Consider the following 17537-nt stretch of genomic DNA (forward strand, 5'->3'; position numbering starts at 1 on the left):
TCTGTTTTCGGTCCCCGCGCTTGCGTGGCGATTCGGACGTTCACTCTGGTTCGCATACCCTCGTATATCGATGATGTGGCGTCGAAAGTGTGCAGTGGCAGTGGCCGGAACAGTGCTCTCAGGGAGCATTGCGTTTTCCGGTGTCGTAGGTAGCTCGGGAATCGCCGGCGCCCAACCGGCCCCGCCGCCGCCGACCACCACCGAGGCGCCGTTCACAACACCCAACACCGACAGCTGCCCCTTCACGAGTAGCCCGGCACCGGCGATCGATCTCTCCGAAGCTCCCGCGCCCGGATCCACGGTCCCGACTGCTGTCCCGATTCCGGAAAGCCCCGTCGGTGGAGACAAGCTCGGCGAGTGTGGTGTTGTGCTCCCAGACGGCGCTGCCCCGCTCCCGGCCGACATCGCGGCATCCGGATGGGTACTCGCGGATGCTGAAACCGGCGAGGTCCTCGCCGCAAAAGATCCGCACGGTCGCTACCGACCGGCCAGCACCATCAAGATGCTGTTGGCTCTCGTCGCGCTTGACGAACTCGATCTCGACACCGAAATCACCGCAACGGCCGAGGACGCAGACGCTGAAGGTAGTGCCGTCGGCATCGGCAAGGGCGGTAAGTACACCAACCGACAGCTGATGCAAGGTCTGGTCATGGCGTCGGGGAACGATGCAGCGCACGCTCTTGCCCGTCAACTCGGCGGTGACGCTGCAGCCGTGTCGAAGATGAATGCCCTCGCCGCCGACCTCGGCGCCCTCGATACCCGCACGGCAACTCCGTCCGGACTCGACGGCCCGGGGATGAGCAGCTCACCGTACGACCTGTCCGTGATATTCCATACCGCACTGCAGAACCCAACCTTCGCCAGTCTGATCCATACCGAGACCGTCGAGTTCCCCGGCTTCCCCAAGGACCCGACAATTCCCGACGATCAGGACCGGCCCGGATTCACTCTCGCGAACGACAATCAGTTGCTCTACAACTACGACGGTGCATTGGGCGGCAAGACCGGCTTCACCGACGACGCGCGCCACACGTACGTGGGTGCCGCGGAGCGTAACGGCCGGAAACTACTGGTGACATTGATGGGCGGCGAAGCCAAGCCGATCCGTCCGTGGGAGCAAGCCGCCCGTCTACTCGACTACGGATATGCACTCCCCGCGAGCACAACCGTCGGCTCGTTGACGGACCGATCGACCGAAGACGCCACGCCCGACGTCACCCGCACACCGTCTGCCGCTGCACCAGGCTCGATCTCGGCAGCACCCACCGCCACCGACAGCGAGTCGGACACCACGGACCGCATCCTCATCGGCGCGGTCGGTGGAGTAGTGGTGATCGCGCTGGTGGCGGGAGCCGTTGCCCTCAACCGTCGTAGGCGCTAGCGCGGCCGACGACGCAGGAAGCCCGAAAGACCCAGGCCGGCAACCGCACCCGTGGCGATCAACGCAGCCACGCGAGACGGTGAAGCCCCGTCACTGACAACGATTCGCGGCGAGATCACGGCCGGATCTGGCGGCGGAACGAACGCCAGGGCCATGCTTTCCTTTGTCGTCGCCGCCCACGCCGTGCAGAAAAGCAGCATCCTCGACGCCGTGAACACGAACACGAGCAAACCGATGATCGGGCCGAATGCCACACCCGCGGGGCCACCGGTGACGGCAGCGAGGTAGATCGCACCCACCTGCTTGAAGATCTCGAACACAACCGCGGCGATGAGCGCTGCCTGCGCGGCGCTGCGCAGCGTGACAGGCTCGCGCGGTAGCCGGGCGATCACCCACAGGAAGACCGCCCACGTCGCCAGGAGTGAGAGCAACAGTGAAACGACTCTGAGCCCCACACCGACACCGGTGATGTTCTCGAGGTTGAGCCACTTCACGATCTGAGTGGCTACCGGCCCGCTGCTCAGCGCCGACATTCCGAGCGAGACGACCATGGCGAGGGCCAGACCGATAAGTGCCCCTGCGTCACCGAGTTTGGTACGCACGAAACCCTTCGGCTCGCGCTTGCTCTCCCACATGGCCGTCAGCGCGTCGCGAACGTTTGCCATCCAACCCAGACCCGCGTACGCGGCACCCAGGAGACCGAAGATTCCGACGCTGGCGCGCGAATCGATAGCCGAATCAATCAGCGTGTTGATGGTGTCACCCAAGCTGCCAGGAATGCTCTTGGTGATCTGCTCCTGAATCGACTCCAGGTACTCGGGATGCCCGGCCAATACGAAACCAGCCACGGCAAACGCGACCATCATGATCGGAATCAGTGCCAGAACGCTGAAGTACGTGATTCCCGCAGCGTAGTAGTCGCCTTTTTGCTCTTGGAACCGTCCAGCAGCGCGAACCAGATGATCGAGCCAAGGTCGCGCTGCCCGTTGCTTCTCGAGAAAGCTGGGTGCGTCGTCGTCCGTGTCAGCCATTGCCGTCCCCCTCATGTTCGGTCAGGCGTCGTGAGTCCGAATTCGCGTCGGTCAGCCCTTCGGTGCCAGGAATCCGACCTTGTCATAGACAGCGGCGAGTGTGCGTGAAGACACCTCTCGGGCGCGGTGCGCTCCGGCCGCGATGATGCGATCCAGCTCCGCCTCGTCTGCGAGGTAACCGTCCACCTTCGCTTTGAGCGGGGTGACGAACTCGGTCAGGACATCAGCGGTATCGGTTTTGAGGTCGCCGTACCCCTTGCCTTCGTAACCGGCCACCAGAGTCTCGATCGGTACTCCGGAGAGAGCCGACTGAATGGTGAGTAGGTTGCTGACGCCCGGCTTGGCCTGCGGGTCGAAGCGAATCTCGCGCTCGTTGTCGGTGACGGCCGACTTGATCTTCTTCGCCGACACCTTCGGATCGTCGAGCAGATTGATCAGTCCGGCCGCACTGGCAGCGGACTTGCTCATCTTGGCGGTCGGATCCTGCAGGTCGTAGATCTTTGCCGTGCCCTTGATGATCTGCGGCTCGGGAACGACAAACGCCTTGCCGTAGCGGGTGTTGAACCGGCCGGCCAGATCGCGTGCGAGTTCGAGGTGCTGGCGCTGATCCTCACCCACCGGGACTCGCTGCGGGCGGTACAGGAGGATGTCCGCGGCCATCAGAACCGGATACGTGAACAAACCGACACTGGCGTTGTCGCTGCCTTGCTTGGCGGACTTGTCCTTGAACTGCGTCATACGGCTGGCTTCACCGAAACCGGTGATGCAATTCAGGACCCACGCCAACTGCGCGTGCTCGGGAACCTGACTCTGCACGAACAGCGTCGCCCGATCGGGATCGATACCCAGCGCCAGAAGTTGAGCCACCGCAACCTTGGTGCGACGACGCAGTTCCTTCGGGTCCTGCGTCACCGTGATGGCGTGAAGATCCGGAATGAAGTAGAACGCGTCGAAATCGTCCTGCAACGGAACCCACTGCTGCAGCGCACCCAGGTAGTTGCCGAGGTGGAAAGAATCCGACGTCGGCTGGATTCCGGAAAGCACGCGAGGCTTTGCGGTGGGCTTCTGTTCTGCAGGGGTCGACATGGTTCCGATCTTTTCACGAGTGGAAATCAGTGCGGTGGCGTGGTGCCCGGGTAGTCGAGTTCGACGAGGTCTTCACCGGGGGCGCTCAGGTCGTCTTCACAGACCTGGTAGACGGTCCGGAAAACGACGGGTTCCCATTCTTCGGTGTAGAAGTCCATCGTTTCGCGGAACCACTCCAACTGATCCTGTTGCTCGGACAGTAGAGAACCCGCACCTCGGATCACAACTACATATCCGGCGCCCAATCCGAGTACGTCGTCCAGATCTCGCATGACGTCGTCGAAAGCATCCTTGTTTCGCCCGAAGTGGGACGGAAACTGGAAGGCCGCCGCGAACTCGTCGAAGACCTGCGACGTAGTCCGCATGTTCTCGCCACGAACCACCCGAACGACAAAATTCTCGCCACGGAGTTCACGTGCAAGATCATCTGCAACGGCCGGGTCGCCCTGCAGCGCCACCGAAGCGACATCCGAAGACGGATCCAGCCACTGCGCCACGCTGACCGTAGACGAATCGGACATCAGCGAATCCTCACAAACGTGTCGTAGTGATCGAGGGTGTACCAGGCCGAACCGTCGTTGCCGGTGACGATTCGCTCGGCGTCGCGGCCTTGGCCGTTCTTCTTCGCGTTGACGTCCCATTCCTGATAGACGACACGTCCACCACCCGCCCCGACAGCGGGCAGACGCCCCTCGCTGTTGCGGAAGGTGATGCCGCCCTTGGTTCCCGGCGCGTTGGCGGAATCGGGCCACCTCCCGGCGTCGATCTCCACGAGCGTGGCGAGAACTCGCGCCGGCGCATCGCTGTTTGCCTGCTGCGTTGACTTGGCAGCGGAACTCGACGGCGCAGAACTCGACGGCGCAGCCTTGGTGGTGGCGCCAGGCTTGGCTTGAACACTCGAGGACTGAACGCTCGAGGACTTGGTGACCGACGACGCCGAACTGTCGGAGTCGCGTGAAGAAAGCGTCACCGCCAGCACCAGCGCCACCACGGCAACGATGACGGTGATGATGGCGTTGCGCATTTTTGCGCTCGGCATCTTCAGACCTTCAGGCATGCGCGTTCCTACCGGTACGAGACGGTGACAGGTGCGTGGTCCGACCAACGGAGGTCGTAGGACTCAGCGCGTTCCACGAGGGCAACCTTGGCCCGCTCGGCGTAGCCGCGGGTGGCAACCTGGTAATCGATACGCCACCCCGAGTCGTTGTCGAATGCCTTGCCGCGGTACGACCACCACGAGTAAGGACCATCGACACCAGGGTGAAGGGTGCGGAAGACGTCCACCCACGCGGAATCGTCGGCGAACAGAAGGTCCATCCACGCGCGCTCCTCCGGGAGGAATCCCGAAGACTTCTTGTTGGTCTTCCAGTTCTTGAGGTCGAGTTCGGTGTGTGCGATGTTCCAATCGCCGCTGACCACCACGTGGCGATCGGCCGACTCGGCCGCTCCGGCGGTGGAGGCGAGGTGAACTGCGAAGGACGCCATGAACCGTTCCTTCTCCTCCTGCTTCGGTGTGAGCGCCTCACCGGACGGCAGGTACAGGCTCGCGACGGTCAGATCCGCGAAGTCGGCTTCGATGTATCGACCGGCTTCGAGAAATTCGTCGTCTCCGTGACCGATCCGCACCGCGTCGGGTTCGGTGCGTGAGAGCACCGCGACTCCGTTGCGTCCCTTCGCGGACGGCTCGGCCGAGACCAGGAACCATCCGTTGCCGAGCGCTGGCTCGAGGGTCTCACGAAGCTGATCGTCCGACGCACGCGTTTCCTGAAGGCAGATGAAATACGCCGACGTCTTCTCCAGCCAATCGAGCATGCCCTTGCGGGCCGCTGCTCGAACGCCGTTGACGTTCACGGACGTGATGGTGTGGGGAGCAAGAATGTGGGAGTCAGCAGTTTGTGGCACGGCAAGCACCGTAGCCGATTCCACCGACGCGGATCGGCGCCCAGGTCAGCGCACGGCCCTACGCTGCAGAATCACTGCAATCGCCAGCACGGCAAGACCCGCGACCGCCAGCAAAGACCCCACTGCCGCCGGCGCCGTGTACCCGTAACCGGCCGCGATCACGACGCCGCCGATCCACGCTCCGAAGGCGTTGGCGATGTTCAGCGCGGCGTGATTGAGAGACGCAGCCAGGGTCTGAGCGTCCTCGGCGACGTCCATCAGCCGTGTCTGCAGACCTGGAACCATCGAGGACCCCGCGAGGCCGATGAGGAAGACGAAGATCAGTGCCGTGTAGGGATTGCGCACAGCGATCACGAAGACCGCGAGGATCACCACGAGGGATCCCATCGACAAGAACAGGCCCTTCATCAGGGCACGATCCGCGAGGTATCCGCCGACGAAGTTACCGGCCACCATGCCCAGTCCGTAGAGCATGAGTGCCAGGGGAATGAACGAAGCGCCGAGCCCGGACACGTCGGTGAGCGTCGTACTGATGTAGGTGTAGACGGCAAACATGCCGCCGAACCCGACCATGCCCACGATCAGCGTCATCCACACCTGGACGCGGCCCAGCGCTCCGAGTTCGGTGATCGGATTCGTCACCGGCATGCCGTCCAAACGCGGAATCCAGACGAACAGCGAAGCAACGGTTGCCACCCCGATCACGGCGACCAAAGCGAAGGCGCTGCGCCAGCCGAGTGCCTGACCGATCCAGGCGGCGACCGGTACCCCGATCACGTTGGCCACGGAAAGACCCATCATGACCATCGCCACGGCCTTGGCGCGTTTTCCCGGTTCGGCCAGGTGAGCTGCGACCAACGCGGCGACTCCGAAGTACGCGCCGTGCGGCAATCCGGCGACGAAGCGAGCCATCATCAGCGTCGTGTACGAGGGAGCGAAAACCGAGGCGGCATTGCCGACGGTGAAGGCGACCATGAGCGCGATCAACAGTGTGCGGCGCGGTACCCGTGCGGTGAGAGCAGCGATCAGCGGAGCGCCGACGACAACCCCGAGCGCGTACGCGGAGATCACGTGACCTGCGATGGGTTCCGAGACGCCGAGCCCGGATGCCATTTCCGGGAGCAATCCCATGGCGACGAACTCGGTGGTGCCGATACCGAAACCGCCGAGGGCGAGAGCGAGCATCGCCGGACCTCTGGTGGAACGAACCCCGGGTGTCGAGGCGTCAGAACGGGAGAGGGTAGACGAAGTCACTGATCAATTGTGATCTCACACCTGGTTGAACTTCCAAGTGAGAGCGGGTGAGTTCACTCACGTGAGACCGCGAACACAAATGGGACGCCCGGTTTCCCGGACGTCCCATTCGAAAGGTGAAGCGGTGAATCTACTTCGCGGCCATGGCCTTCTGCAGGTTCACGTCGAGTGCGCCGAGGAACTCCTCGGTGGTCAGGTAGCCCTGATCGCCGCCGACCAGCATCGAGAGGTCCTTGGTCATCTGGCCGCTTTCGACGGTCTTGATGACAACGTCTTCGAGCGCCTGCGCGAAGCCGATGACCTCAGGGGTGCTGTCGAGCTTGCCACGGTGCTCGAGCCCACGGGTCCACGCGAAGATGGACGCGATCGGGTTGGTCGAGGTGGGCTTGCCCTGCTGGTGCTGACGGTAGTGACGCGTCACGGTGCCGTGAGCAGCCTCTGCCTCACAGGTCCGTCCGTCCGGCGTGAGCAGAACCGACGTCATGAGGCCGAGCGAGCCGAAGCCCTGGGCCACGGTGTCGGACTGGACGTCACCGTCGTAGTTCTTGCATGCCCAGACGTAGCCGCCCTCCCACTTGAGTGCGGAAGCGACCATGTCGTCGATGAGGCGGTGCTCGTAGGTCAGACCTGCGGCATCGAACTCAGCCTTGAACTCGGTCTCGTAGATGTGCTGGAAGATGTCCTTGAAGGCACCGTCGTACGCCTTGAGAATGGTGTTCTTGGTGGACAGGTACACCGGGTAGTTCTGCTGCAGACCATAGGTGAGCGACGCGCGAGCGAAGTCACGGATGGAATCGTTGAAGTTGTACTGCCCCTGAACGATGCCGCCGTTCTCGGGGAAGTTGACCAGTTCGTGCTCGATCGGTGCGCTGCCGTCCTCGGGCGTGTAGGTGATCATCACCTTGCCGGGGCCGGGGACCTTGAAGTCTGTGGCGCGGTACTGGTCGCCGAATGCGTGACGGCCGATGATGATCGGCTTGGTCCAGCCCGGAACGAGTCGCGGAACGTTGGAGATGATGATCGGTGCGCGGAAGATCGTGCCGCCGAGAATGTTGCGGATCGTTCCGTTCGGGGAACGCCACATCTTCTTGAGACCGAATTCCTCGACACGTGCCTCGTCCGGCGTGATCGTGGCGCATTTGACGCCGACGCCGTGCTTCTGGATCGCGTGCGCTGCGTCGATGGTGACCTGGTCGTCGGTCTCGTCGCGGTACTCGATACCGAGGTCGTAGTACTCGAGGTTCACATCGAGATACGGATGGATCAACTTGTCTTTGATGAACTGCCAGATAATGCGCGTCATCTCATCGCCGTCGAGTTCGACGACGGTGCCCTCAACCTTGATTTTGGACATGGGTGCTTCGCGTCCTCCTAGGAAGTTTCCCTGGTTACACGGTTGCGGTCACACTTTGTGAGTGGGTCCGCGAACGGTTCGATTATCAAACCTAGACGGTGTGGACTGATCTCGGGAGATGAGTCCCAAACAAGACAAGCGTACTGCTAACCCGTGAGGCCGCAACCGGCAGGTCCACTCACCGGTCTCTACTCACGAGTAACTTTTGCCTGCTAGTGGGCTACGTCGCTCTGCCGCGCGTGCGGTTGCGGCTCACATTTCGCCCCGTGTCAGGACTGCGCTCACTTCCCGGTAGAATCCGACTTGGTCATGAGTGCCAGCGTCAAGCCCCGGCTCGCTGGACGGCAACCCTCCAACCGCGGTGGGGTGCCCCGGGTGATGACCAGGTTTCCCGACGTGGATCTGCTCGCGCAGTTCCACCGCAATTCGGGTGACAAGCGCGGGTCCGACAGGGACGGACCCCAGACCGGGCCGAGCCCCACGGAGGTATTTCAGTATGTGTCGCACTTGTAGATAGACCCCAGCACGGGGCGGCGATCATTCGCCCCCGTCCGACATCTATCCGTCAGACCACTGGAGTGAACAAATCATGACCGACAACACAGCCGACGCCGCAGCAGCTTCGGATCCGACCGCGAACTGGTCGTTCGAGACCAAGCAGGTGCACGCCGGGCAGACAGCGGACACCGCCACCAATGCGCGCGCTCTGCCGATCTACCAGACCACCAGCTATGTCTTCGACAGCACCGATCACGCTGCCGCACTGTTCGGGCTGGCCGAGCCGGGCAACATCTACACGCGAATCATGAATCCGACGCAGGACGCCGTCGAACAGCGGATCGCCGCCCTCGAAGGCGGAGTCGCCGCACTCCTCCTGTCCTCGGGTCAGGCTGCCGAGACCATCGCGATCCTCAACATCGCCGAGGCCGGCGATCACATCGTCTCGAGCCCGTACCTGTACGGCGGCACGTACAACCTCCTGCATTACACACTTCGTAAGCTGGGCATCGAAGTCACGTTCGTCGAGGATCCCGACGATCTCGAGCAGTGGCGCGAAGCCGTTCGCCCGAACACGAAGGCGTTCTACGGCGAAACGATCGCCAATCCCAAGAACCACATCCTCGATCTACCTGGCATCTCGTCGCTGGCCCACGAGAACGGTCTTCCGTTGATCGTGGACAACACCGTGGCGACGCCGTACCTGCTCCGCCCACTCGAGCACGGCGCCGACATCGTCGTTCACTCCGCCACCAAATACCTTGGTGGACACGGCACCGCGATCGCCGGCGTCATCGTCGACGGTGGCACCTTCGACTGGACGCAGGGTCGCCACACCAACTTCACCACCCCGGATCCCAGCTACCACGGCGTCACCTTCGCGGACCTGGGTGCCCCGGCGTTTGCACTCAAGGCGCGCGTCCAACTGCTGCGCGATCTCGGCTCCGCCGTGGCACCGTTCAACGCGTTCCTCATCGCGCAGGGCATCGAGACCTTGAGCCTGCGCATCGAGCGCCACGTATCCAACGCACAGAAGGTCGCCGAGTTCCTCGACGGCCACGGCGAGGTGGCCTCCGTCTCCTACGCGGGACTCCCCTCCTCACCGTGGTTCGAACGTGGAAAGCAGCTGACGCCCAAGGGGACCGGCGCCATCGTCACCTTCGAGCTGCCCGGCGGGATCGATGCGGGCAAGAAGTTCGTCAACGCCCTGACGCTGCACAGCCACGTCGCCAACATCGGTGACGTTCGCTCACTCGTGATCCACCCCGCCTCGACGACGCACTCGCAGCTCACCCCCGAAGAGCAGCTCGCTTCGGGTGTCACGCCCGGGCTCGTCCGCCTCGCGGTCGGCATCGAAGGAATCGACGACATCCTCGCTGATCTCACCGTCGGCCTGGCTGCGGTGGCAAACTCGTGACCGTGAACGAATTGGAGCCCAGGATCGACCTCCTGCCCCCGGCCGACGGCCAGGTGGGGTTCGTCGACATCGGCGCCCTGGAACTCGAGAGCGGCGCGGTACTCCCCTCGGTTTCGCTCGCCGTTCAGCGGTGGGGTGAGCTGTCCCCGAACCGCGACAACGTCGTACTCGTCGAGCACGCACTGACCGGAGACTCACACGTCACCGGTCCGATCTCCGCAAATCAGCCCTCCCCCGGCTGGTGGAACGGGATGGTCGGCCCCGGCGAACCGATCGACACCGGCGAATGGTGCGTCATCGCAACAAATGTCCTCGGTGGCTGTCGCGGCACGACCGGTCCCAGTTCACTGGCCGACGACGGCAAGCCGTGGGGCAGCAGGTTCCCGGAGATATCCATCCGGGATCAGATCGCGGCGGAGAAGAAGCTCGTCGATCTCCTCGGGATCGACCAGTTGGCCTCTGTGGTCGGCGGATCCATGGGCGGCATGCGCACCCTCGAATGGGCAGTTACCTACCCGGACAGCATTCGCTCCGCGTTGGTTCTCGCAACCGGTTCACGGGCGACTGCAGATCAGATCGGCACCCAGACGACGCAGATCGCTGCCATCGTCTCCGATCCCGAGTGGCAAGGCGGTGACTATCACGGATCGGGCCGGGCACCTCGCGCCGGACTCGGCATCGCTCGCCGCATCGCGCACCTGACGTACCGCACCGAGTCCGAACTGGATGCGCGCTTCGAGAACTCCGCCCAGAACGACGAAAACCCGTGGAACGGTGGACGATACGCTGTGCAGAGTTACCTGGAACACCAGGCGGACAAGCTGGTCGACCGCTTCGACCCGAGTACGTACGTCCTCCTGACCGAAGCCATGAACCGGCACGACATCGGCCGAGGACGCGGCGGCGTTGCAGCGGCGTTGGCATCGATCACGGCACCGGTCGTCGTGGGCGGCGTGGATTCGGATCGGCTGTATCCCCTCCGTTTGCAGGAGGAGATCGCCGACGGAATTTCCACGTGCAGCGGCCTCGAGATTCTCAAGTCCAAGGACGGCCACGACGGATTCCTGACGGAGGCGGACGCCGTCGCCGGACTGCTTCGCCGAACGATGGAGTTCGCACGCACGGCTCGCTGATCCGGCACAGAGCCACATTTTCAGAATTCGTCAATGTCGGGAAAACCACAGCTGATCTGCGGGTTTTCCCGACATTTTCATTGGCGAACGTGAACCGGCGCGGCTAGCATCGGCGAACGTGAATCAGCCATGCTCGACGCGCCTGCAGGCTACGTACATTCCCGAGCACATGTCCTTCGCGTTCTGGGGTGACGCAGACCCGGCAGCGCGACTGTCGGCACTGGGGATGCCGACCGGGTCGCCGGGCGTGTGCAGGCTTGCGATCCCGGTCGACGAGTCGATCACAGCAACCGACGTCGAAGCGCAACTGCTCGACCTCACAGCCGCGATCGACGCCTTCCACAACCTCGATGCAGGTCGCGGCGACCTCGGACCGTCGTTGCTCGCGTGGAAGCGCGTCGTCGAGACCGGCGCACATGACATTCCGACCGCGGCGCATGCAGCGATCGACCGCGACGACACGAAGATCCGAAGCGCCCGGTCCACGGTGCGGTTGTTCACGGATGCGCGTACAGCCCTGGACAGCCTTCGCCGAGCAAAGATTCAGGCGACTCTGCGCCCGTATCAAATGCAGGGAGTTGCCTGGCTGACGGCGCTGTCGGGTTCGGGCGGTGGGATCTTGGCCGACGAGATGGGTTTGGGTAAGACACTGCAAGCGATTTCGATGATCGCGATCCGCGCCGACGACGGCCCGCATCTGGTTGTGTGTCCCACCTCGGTGATCGGAAACTGGCGCCGCGAGATCGAGCGATTCGCTCCGCATCTGCCACTACATGTTCATCACGGGACTGCTCGCGCACTTCCCACGCGTATCCCCGCCGGCACCACTGTTCTGACCAGCTACAGCGTCTTGCGTTCCGACACGGCCCAATTGACCCCGATCCACTGGAGTTCGGTGATCTTCGACGAGGCGCAGCAGATCAAGAACCCGTCTTCCCTCGCTGCGAAAGCGGCAATGCGGTTGTCGGCCGACGTCAAGGTGGCGATGACCGGCACGCCGGTGGAGAACCGTCTCGAAGAATTGTGGTCACTCTTTCGGGTCGCCAATCCCGAAGTCCTCGGAACTCGCGCGCGTTTTCGTCAACGCTTCGCCGTCCCGATCGAATCCGGTCGATCCGCCACTGCGGCGACCAGGCTTGCCGCGGTCATCGATCCTTTCATTCTGCGCAGAACCAAAGACACAGTGGCCAAGGATCTTCCGCCCAAGCAGTTCTCCACCATCTCGTGCACTCTGACATCGGAACAGGCGCGGATCTATCGGTCGGCAGTTGCCGATGCTTTCGACACCGGATTGGGCACGGGAATTGCCCGACGCGGTAACATCCTTGCGCTGCTGACCACCCTCAAACAGGTATGCAATCACCCCGCACAGGTGACCGGCGATACGGACGACCTTGACGGAAGATCCGGAAAGCTCGACCGCGCAACGGAAATGATCGCCGAGATCGTCGACGACGGCGATCGCGCGCTGATCTTCACGCAGTACCGGACAATGGGCGAGATGCTCTCCCGGCACCTGGGATCCGAATTGGGAATCGGTGCCGTGCCTTTCCTTCACGGTGGCCTCAACACCGACAAGCGCGACGGGATGGTCGACGCGTTTCAGAACGACGCGGATTCCCCGCCGGTTCTGATTCTGAGCCTGCGCGCCGCCGGCTTCGGCCTCAACCTCACTCGCGCGAGTCACGTCGTGCACTACGACCGGTGGTGGAACCCAGCCGTCGAAGATCAGGCAACCGACCGGGCACACCGCATCGGCCAGAAGCGCACCGTCAACGTCCACACCTTGGTGACGGGCGGAACCGTGGAGGATCACATCGCAGCGATGCACGAGTCGAAACGAGCTGTAGCCGATGCTGTTTCCGGCAACGTGGAGGCCGCCCTGGCGGATCTTCCCGACACCGAATTGCGTGAACTTCTCGAACTCGACGGCGCGGTGATCATCTGATGGCCAACGAATTCGGTGTCACCGCTTGGGGTCGGGCGTGGCTGCGCACGGTGGAACGGACCGCGGCATCCGGTCCGAACCCGTCCCTGCCGACGGCTCGTACCCTCGCACGCAACGGGTCGGTGGAATTCACCGTGGTCTCATCGGGGACCGTCATCGCCGAGGTGAGCACCAAAGCAAGAACCTCGTCGGTGACGATTGGTGTCCCGCTGTGGACCAAATCCGAAATCGCTGCAGTGAAGAGCCTTCTCCGCTCGGCGGGAAAGGCCAACAGATCCGTCTCCACCGGCGAACTACCGGACAGCGTCGTCACCGAACTACTGTCTCGAAATATCGCAGTAGCCGTTGATCTTTCGGAGTGCATTGCCAGCTGCGACTGCTCAGGTCGACGCTCGCCGTGCGTTCACCATCTCGCCGCGATCTACGCCCTGGCCGGGCGAATCGACGAGGAACCGGTCCTCGCAGTTACGCTGCGAAGCGAACCGGACAAGGCCGGAAAGAAGTCGGCATCCGCACAGTCACCGGAGTGGATCCCTTTGAGCGACATCGACATCCGCTCGTTCTACGGGGACTGACCTTCTCAGTCGGTACCGAGCGGATCGATGGTCAGGGCAAGCGTCGCGATCAACGCTCCCATGACGCCCATCGCCGCAGTGTCGAAAACCCTCCCACGCACGGCAAGCAACCCCACACGATTCTCGGGAACGAACCACCGCGCGGCAGCACCGATGATGACGGCAACACCGAAGACGAGAGCACCGCGGCGCCACCGGTCGGCCAGCACGAGAACAACAGCTGCCGCGATCACGGCAAGGACCGCGAGCATGGGCAGATTCTTCTTCGCGAGGCCGACCAGTGAGGACATCGGACTCAGACTCCGGCCAGAACCCGCTCGGCACGCTCGACCACGTTGGTGATCAGGAACGCGCGGGTCAGCGGCCCGACACCACCGGGGTTGGGTGAGACGAACCCGGCAACCTCGTTGACGTCGGCTGCGACGTCGCCGCGCAGGCCGTCGTCGGTGCGACTGACACCGACATCGAGAACCGCTGCTCCGGGCTTGACCATGTCGGCGGTGATGAGACCGGGAACGCCGGCGGCAGCGACGATGATGTCGGCGCGGCGAACCTCGGCTGCGAGATCGCGGGTACCTGTGTGGCAGAGGGTGACCGTGGCGTTCTCACTACGACGCGTCAGCAGGAGTCCGATCGGGCGACCGACCGTGATGCCTCGTCCGACGACCACCACGTGTGCGCCTGCAATCGGCACCTCGTAGCGACGCAGGAGATGCAGGATTCCACGCGGGGTGCACGGAAGGGGCGCTTCCTTGCCCAACACCAGGCGACCGAGGTTGACCGGATGCAAGCCGTCGGCATCCTTGTCTGGGTCGATGCGCTCGAGGGCCGCGTTCTCGTCGAGGTGCTTGGGAATCGGCAACTGTACGATGTAGCCGGTGCACTCGGGATTGGCGTTGAGCTCGTCGATCGTCGCATTGAGCTGTTCCTGCGTGATGTCGGCAGGCAGGTCGCGTCGCAAAGAATTGATACCGAGCTTGGCGCAGTCGCCGTGCTTGCCGCGCACGTAAGCAGCGGATCCGGGGTCGTCGCCTACCAGAATGGTGCCCAAGCCGGGCGTGATGCCCTCTGCCTTCAGAGCGCTCACCCGCACCTTCAGGTCTTCGAAGATTTCGTCGCGGGTAGCTTTGCCGTCGAGGATCGTTGCAGTCACGGCGACCATTGTTCCAGGTTAGGGTCGATGAGTGACAACGGCTCCGGAACTACGCGGCCCGAGAGTGGTCCTCTCCCCGCTCGCGCCCGATCATCACGCCCGTCTGCGGGCAATTCACCTGCACCCGGACGTCGTGCAGTGGTGGCAAAATCCCGATGACGACTGGCCTGCGGCGCCGGAGGCCGGCACCACGCGCTACAGCATTTTCTACGGCGACCAACTGATCGGCTTCATCCAGTGGTACGAAGCTGAGGACAACCCCGACTTCCGCCACGCCGGGCTCGACTTGTTTCTCGATCCCGACTTCCACGGCCAAGGGTTCGGTCGCGAATCGATACGGGTGCTGTGTGCCCATCTGATCGACGACCTCGCATTCCACCGTCTTGTCATCGACCCCGAGGTCGACAACTCCGTCGCCATCGCGTGCTACCGATCTGTGGGATTCAAGGACGTCGGGGTGATGCGCGAGTACTCGCGAGATCGCCACGGTGTGTGGAAGGACGGACTGTTGATGGATCTCCTTGCTCGGGAATTCATCCGCTGATCGACTGGGACGAGCTCGAAAGGACCGACATCATGTTGCTGGACAAGGAATTCACGGCCACCCTGCAGAAGAGCGACGCCAAGGGCGGGTGGACTTATGTGATCTGGCCGGAGTCCGCCGAGTTCTTCGGCACCCGCGGCCTGGTCAAGGTGCGCGGGACGATCGACGGACATCCGTTCCAGAGTTCGTTCATGGCGTTGGGAGACGGTAACCACAAGCTGCCGGTCAAAGCCGATCTGCGCAAAGCCATCGGCAAGGACACGGGCGAGCGGGTGACCGTGCGCCTCGAGGAGCGCTTGCAGAGCTAGGCGTCACTACTTCATGTCGACGACAAGACCGTGCGCCGACGCGTACGCCACCGCCTGCATCAACTCGATCTGTGCGTTTCCGACGGATGCGGACGTCCACAGGCTCGGATCGATCCGCGCACCGCGCAGGTCTGCACCTTCGAGTTTGAGTCCACCCGTGCGAGCACCGGACAGATCCGCGGACGCCAGCACCGCGCCCCGCATGTCGGCCCGAACCAGGTTCGCTTCACGGAAGCGGCATGAGGTGAAGTCGATCTTCCTCAGGTCCGCCCCGCCGAGTGAGGTCAACGAGAAGTCGACTTCGTCGAGCGTCAACGGCCGGATGCGGCAACCGTCGAACGTCGACCCGAGCAGACTGCAGTTCCGGAACGTGCTGTGCCACAGGCTGGTCCGCGCAAAATTGCAGGATCGGAACGCCGTTCCCGTATGTACGGACTCCCCCAGATCGGTGCCGGTGAAATCACAATCCGTGAACACCACCGACTCCGTCGTGAGTCCGGTGAGATCGGCGTCTCGGAAATTGCAGTTGGTGAAAGTGCGCTGACGCCACTTCTGCCCGGCCAGCCGCGCGTCTGAATAGTCTTCGCCGACGACATCGTCGGATTCTTCGGGGAGCATGCCGTCCATACTGCCCCGCCGCACCGACACCGGTTCAGCGCCCCTGATGGCAGCCGACAATCAGCCGGCCGACACCCAGCGATCTCGTCCGTCGCTACCGATCCCACACACCATCGGAGTGCCCTTCTTTGTCACGCCTGTTGCTCCAGGGGTCGAACAGAACGACCCCGGATTCACCGTTCCTCCCGACGGTTTCGGTGGTACGTACGCCGGTTCTGTTGTCTTCGGGGGCGTGTAGGCCGGAGCGGGCGGAACGTACGGCGTTGTCGTGGTCTCCGGGACCTGAGGCACCAGCGGCACGATTGCCACGGTGGTTGTCGTGGTCGGCAGCGTCGTCGCTGTAGTCGTGGTCGGCGGGGCGGACGACGTTGTGGTCTTTGTCGTCGACGGGACAGTGCTCTTGGTTGTCGTCGCTGCAGCTGTCGTCGAAGAGGTCACAGCGGGCGTCGTCGATTCCTCCAACTTGCCCGCCCCCGTCGCCGCAGCGATGGCCACCAGCCCCACGACTGCTGCGCCGGCGATCCACGGCCACTTCCGCCGCTTGCTTCCTTCTTCGGCGTTTGCGTCCGGCGCCGCCGATCCCGGTGCACCGAAGACCTGCGTCGGAGTACCGAATGCTTGAGTAGGTGCGTCGACGCCCTTGGGTCGTGTCTGTGCGGTCCACTGCTGACCGTCCCAGTAACGGTCGATCGTGGGGTCGAAGGGGTCGGGGTTCCAACCGGCGGGAGGGTTCATGAAAAGTCCGTTCTGAGAAGAGTGCCGGAAATAGGTTCGCACGGACTGGCCGGTTTGTTACCAATTCGCCCACACTTCTCGACCGCTCTTCTCGCAAACGCGGGCACCGAGATGCCGCCCGGTACAGTTCCTCGAGTGTTCCGAGTGATGTTCCACGAGCCCCGCATCCCACCCAACACCGGAAACGCGATCCGCATGGTCGCAGGCACCGGTTGCGAACTCCACCTGGTCGGCCCTCTCGGGTTCGACTTGTCGGAGCCGAAGCTCAAGCGCGCAGGCTTGGACTACCACGATCTGGCGACTGTCACGGTCCACGAAAACCTGGCCGCTGCCTGGGAAGCCGTCACCCCCGCTCGCGTATTCGCCTTCACCGCGCACGCGACCACGTCGTATGCCGATATCGCCTACCAACCCGGGGATGTCCTGCTGTTCGGGCCCGAACCCACCGGATTGTCCGAGGAAGTGCTGACGGACCAACACATCACGGAGCGTCTGCGTATCCCGATGCTTCCCGGACGCCGGTCCCTCAACCTGTCCAACGCTGCGGCCCTGGTGACGTACGAGGCCTGGCGCCAGCATGGGTTCAAGGGCGCTGTCTGA

Annotated in this window: 19 protein-coding genes and 1 riboswitch; of the genes, 8 read left to right on the forward strand and 11 right to left on the reverse strand. The window is 63.3% G+C overall.

What is annotated here, in order from left to right; all coding sequences use genetic code 11:
- Positions 1-70: 70 nt before the first annotated feature.
- Positions 71-1381 carry a D-alanyl-D-alanine carboxypeptidase family protein gene (locus ACFWAD_RS15405; RefSeq protein WP_378545149.1) on the forward strand — a complete coding sequence of 437 codons (1311 nt, stop codon included), beginning with the start codon at positions 71-73 and terminating at the stop codon, positions 1379-1381.
- Here ACFWAD_RS15405 and yhjD read toward each other — a convergent pair.
- The 7 genes from yhjD to ACFWAD_RS15440 form a co-directional block, all read right to left on the reverse strand.
- The gene (gene yhjD / locus ACFWAD_RS15410) at positions 1378-2412 is read right to left on the reverse strand and encodes an inner membrane protein YhjD (RefSeq protein ID WP_378545152.1); all 1035 of its coding nucleotides are present in this window, start codon (positions 2410-2412) and stop codon (positions 1378-1380) included. The two genes, ACFWAD_RS15405 and yhjD, sit on opposite strands and share 4 nt — an antisense overlap.
- A 51-nt stretch (positions 2413-2463) precedes the next feature.
- Entirely contained in the window at positions 2464-3498 is a 1035-nt protein-coding gene (gene trpS, locus ACFWAD_RS15415) for a tryptophan--tRNA ligase (RefSeq protein ID WP_378545155.1), read from the reverse strand.
- A gap of 26 nt (positions 3499-3524) precedes the next feature.
- Positions 3525-4019: a barstar family protein gene (locus ACFWAD_RS15420; protein ID WP_378545158.1), complete on the reverse strand. Its 495-nt coding sequence runs from the start codon at positions 4017-4019 to the stop codon at positions 3525-3527.
- Positions 4019-4555, reverse strand: a complete 537-nt coding sequence (locus ACFWAD_RS15425) for a ribonuclease domain-containing protein (protein ID WP_378545161.1) — start codon at positions 4553-4555, stop codon at positions 4019-4021. The genes ACFWAD_RS15420 and ACFWAD_RS15425 overlap by 1 nt, the downstream gene beginning before the upstream one ends.
- Before the next feature lie 8 nt (positions 4556-4563).
- A complete protein-coding gene (locus tag ACFWAD_RS15430; protein WP_378545164.1) occupies positions 4564-5409 on the reverse strand; it encodes an exodeoxyribonuclease III in 846 nt (281 codons plus the stop codon).
- A 36-nt stretch (positions 5410-5445) separates the two neighbouring features.
- Positions 5446-6654 (reverse strand): MFS transporter, encoded by a 1209-nt coding sequence (locus ACFWAD_RS15435; protein WP_378447724.1) that lies wholly within the window; start codon positions 6652-6654, stop codon positions 5446-5448.
- Between the two features lie 130 nt (positions 6655-6784).
- Positions 6785-8008: an NADP-dependent isocitrate dehydrogenase gene (locus ACFWAD_RS15440; protein WP_378447725.1), complete on the reverse strand. Its 1224-nt coding sequence runs from the start codon at positions 8006-8008 to the stop codon at positions 6785-6787.
- Between the two features lie 305 nt (positions 8009-8313).
- A riboswitch (SAM riboswitch) is annotated at positions 8314-8454 on the forward strand.
- A gap of 143 nt (positions 8455-8597) precedes the next feature.
- Between ACFWAD_RS15440 and ACFWAD_RS15445 the strand changes: the two genes are divergently transcribed.
- The 4 genes from ACFWAD_RS15445 to ACFWAD_RS15460 all read left to right on the forward strand — a co-directional run bounded on the left by ACFWAD_RS15445 (position 8598) and on the right by ACFWAD_RS15460 (position 13579).
- Complete coding sequence (locus ACFWAD_RS15445) at positions 8598-9923, forward strand: bifunctional o-acetylhomoserine/o-acetylserine sulfhydrylase (protein ID WP_378545167.1); 1326 nt, start codon at positions 8598-8600, stop codon at positions 9921-9923.
- Positions 9920-11056, forward strand: a complete 1137-nt coding sequence (locus tag ACFWAD_RS15450) for a homoserine O-acetyltransferase (protein WP_378545170.1) — start codon at positions 9920-9922, stop codon at positions 11054-11056. The genes ACFWAD_RS15445 and ACFWAD_RS15450 overlap by 4 nt, the downstream gene beginning before the upstream one ends.
- A 118-nt stretch (positions 11057-11174) precedes the next feature.
- Positions 11175-13004 (forward strand): DEAD/DEAH box helicase, encoded by a 1830-nt coding sequence (locus ACFWAD_RS15455; RefSeq protein WP_378545173.1) that lies wholly within the window; start codon positions 11175-11177, stop codon positions 13002-13004.
- On the forward strand, positions 13004-13579 hold the full coding sequence (locus ACFWAD_RS15460) for a hypothetical protein (RefSeq protein WP_378545176.1): 576 nt from the start codon (positions 13004-13006) through the stop codon (positions 13577-13579). Before ACFWAD_RS15455 ends, ACFWAD_RS15460 begins: the two co-directional genes overlap by 1 nt.
- A gap of 5 nt (positions 13580-13584) precedes the next feature.
- Here ACFWAD_RS15460 and ACFWAD_RS15465 read toward each other — a convergent pair whose 3' ends face one another.
- Both ACFWAD_RS15465 and ACFWAD_RS15470 read right to left on the reverse strand, forming a co-directional pair.
- Positions 13585-13869 carry a DUF3017 domain-containing protein gene (locus ACFWAD_RS15465; protein WP_230812347.1) on the reverse strand — a complete coding sequence of 95 codons (285 nt, stop codon included), beginning with the start codon at positions 13867-13869 and terminating at the stop codon, positions 13585-13587.
- 5 nt (positions 13870-13874) lie between these two features.
- Positions 13875-14732 (reverse strand): bifunctional methylenetetrahydrofolate dehydrogenase/methenyltetrahydrofolate cyclohydrolase, encoded by an 858-nt coding sequence (locus tag ACFWAD_RS15470; protein ID WP_378545179.1) that lies wholly within the window; start codon positions 14730-14732, stop codon positions 13875-13877.
- Positions 14733-14763: 31 nt separating this feature from the next.
- On the opposite strand from ACFWAD_RS15470, the gene ACFWAD_RS15475 reads away from it, so the two are divergent.
- Together ACFWAD_RS15475 and ACFWAD_RS15480 are read left to right on the forward strand one after the other, a co-directional pair.
- On the forward strand, positions 14764-15276 hold the full coding sequence (locus ACFWAD_RS15475) for a GNAT family N-acetyltransferase (RefSeq protein ID WP_378545182.1): 513 nt from the start codon (positions 14764-14766) through the stop codon (positions 15274-15276).
- A gap of 32 nt (positions 15277-15308) precedes the next feature.
- Positions 15309-15584 carry a DUF1905 domain-containing protein gene (locus ACFWAD_RS15480; protein ID WP_347872009.1) on the forward strand — a complete coding sequence of 92 codons (276 nt, stop codon included), beginning with the start codon at positions 15309-15311 and terminating at the stop codon, positions 15582-15584.
- Between the two features lie 6 nt (positions 15585-15590).
- Here ACFWAD_RS15480 and ACFWAD_RS15485 read toward each other — a convergent pair whose 3' ends face one another.
- Both ACFWAD_RS15485 and ACFWAD_RS15490 read right to left on the reverse strand, forming a co-directional pair.
- A complete protein-coding gene (locus ACFWAD_RS15485) occupies positions 15591-16211 on the reverse strand; it encodes a pentapeptide repeat-containing protein (protein WP_003940770.1) in 621 nt (206 codons plus the stop codon).
- A 51-nt stretch (positions 16212-16262) separates the two neighbouring features.
- Positions 16263-16937, reverse strand: a complete 675-nt coding sequence (locus tag ACFWAD_RS15490) for a DUF2510 domain-containing protein (RefSeq protein ID WP_378545185.1) — start codon at positions 16935-16937, stop codon at positions 16263-16265.
- A 135-nt stretch (positions 16938-17072) separates the two neighbouring features.
- Here ACFWAD_RS15490 and ACFWAD_RS15495 point away from each other — a divergent pair, with 135 nt between their 5' ends.
- Positions 17073-17537: a tRNA (cytidine(34)-2'-O)-methyltransferase gene (locus ACFWAD_RS15495; protein ID WP_378545187.1), complete on the forward strand. Its 465-nt coding sequence runs from the start codon at positions 17073-17075 to the stop codon at positions 17535-17537.

Origin of the sequence: Rhodococcus sp. NPDC059969 (genome assembly GCF_042738325.1) — a bacterium.
In the GTDB taxonomy this organism is placed as follows: domain Bacteria; phylum Actinomycetota; class Actinomycetes; order Mycobacteriales; family Mycobacteriaceae; genus Rhodococcus_F.